Origin of the sequence: Streptomyces sp. E2N166, from assembly GCF_003671715.1 — a bacterium.
Lineage (GTDB): Bacteria > Actinomycetota > Actinomycetes > Streptomycetales > Streptomycetaceae > Streptomyces > Streptomyces thinghirensis.
Genome location: NZ_RAIF01000029.1, coordinates 1 through 1,695, shown reverse-complemented (window position 1 = coordinate 1,695; position 1,695 = coordinate 1). Strand labels below are relative to the sequence as shown.

Sequence of the window (1,695 nt, the reverse complement as noted above, 5' to 3'; positions counted from 1 at the left end):
ATCGTGCGCAAGGTGCTCATCGCCAATCGTGGCGAAATCGCTGTCCGTGTGGCCCGGGCCTGCCGGGACGCCGGGATCGCGAGCGTGGCCGTCTACGCGGACCCGGACCGGGACGCTCTGCATGTCCGCGCCGCTGATGAGGCGTTCGCCCTGGGAGGTGACACCCCCGCCACCAGCTACCTGGACATCGCCAAGGTCCTCAACGCCGCACGCGAGTCCGGCGCGGACGCCATCCACCCCGGCTACGGATTCCTCTCCGAGAACGCGGAATTCGCCCAGGCGGTCCTCGACGCCGGCCTGATCTGGATCGGCCCGCCCCCACACGCCATCCGCGACCTCGGCGACAAGGTCGCCGCCCGCCACATCGCCCAGCGCGCCGGCGCCCCCCTGGTCGCCGGCACCCCCGACCCCGTCTCCGGCGCGGAAGAGGTCGTCGCCTTCGCGAAGGAACACGGCCTGCCCATCGCCATCAAAGCCGCCTTCGGCGGCGGCGGACGCGGCCTCAAAGTCGCCCGCACCCTCGAAGAAGTCCCCGAACTCTACGACTCCGCCGTCCGCGAGGCGGTCGCCGCCTTCGGCCGCGGCGAATGCTTCGTCGAGCGCTACCTCGACAAACCCCGCCACGTGGAAACCCAGTGCCTCGCCGACACCCACGGCAACGTGGTCGTCGTCTCCACCCGCGACTGCTCCCTCCAGCGCCGCCACCAGAAACTGGTCGAAGAAGCCCCCGCCCCGTTCCTGACCCAGGCCCAGGTCGACGAGCTGTACACCGCCTCCAAAGCCATCCTCAAGGAAGCCGGCTACGTCGGCGCCGGCACCGTCGAATTCCTCGTCGGCACCGACGGCACCATCTCCTTCCTCGAAGTCAACACCCGCCTCCAGGTCGAACACCCCGTCACCGAAGAAGTCGCCGGCATCGACCTCGTCCGCGAAATGTTCCGCATCGCCGACGGCGAAGAACTCGGCTACGACGACCCCGCCCTGCGCGGCCACTCCTTCGAGTTCCGCATCAACGGCGAAGACCCCGGCCGCGGCTTCCTCCCCGCCCCCGGCACCGTCACCCTCTTCGACCCACCCACCGGCCCCGGCATCCGCCTCGACGCCGGCGTCGAAACCGGCAGCGTCATCGGCCCCGCCTGGGACTCCCTGCTCGCCAAACTCATCGTCACCGGCCGCACCCGCGCCGAAGCCCTCCAACGCGCCTCCCGCGCCCTGGAGGAATTCACCGTCGAAGGCATGGCCACCGCGATTCCGTTTCATCGCAGGGTGGTCCAGGACCCGGCCTTCGCGCCGGAACTGACCGGTTACATCAACCCGTTCAGGGTGCACACCCGGTGGATCGAGACAGAGTTCGTCAATGACATCAAGCCGTTCGCGGCTCCCGCGGGCACCGAGGCGGACGACGAGATCGGCCGGGAGACGGTCGTCGTCGAGGTCGGCGGCAAGCGCCTGGAGGTCTCCCTCCCCTCCAGCCTGGGCATGTCGCTGGCCCGCACCGGCCTGGCGGCCGGCGCCAAGCCCAAACGCCGCGCGGCGAAGAAGTCCGGCCCCGCCGCCTCCGGCGACACCCTCGCCTCCCCCATGCAGGGCACCATCGTCAAGATCGCGGTCGAGGAAGGCCAGGAAGTCCAGGAAGGCGACCTGATCGTCGTCCTGGAAGCCATGAAGATGGAACAGCCCCTCAACGCCCACAAG

General features: G+C 69.8%; 1 protein-coding gene. It reads left to right on the top strand.

The window, feature by feature from the left end:
* Nucleotides 1–3 precede the first annotated feature (3 nt).
* The coding region (locus tag EBH09_RS22015) for a biotin carboxylase N-terminal domain-containing protein (RefSeq protein WP_121748688.1) at nt 4–1,695 on the top strand (1,692 nt) is incomplete at its 3' end.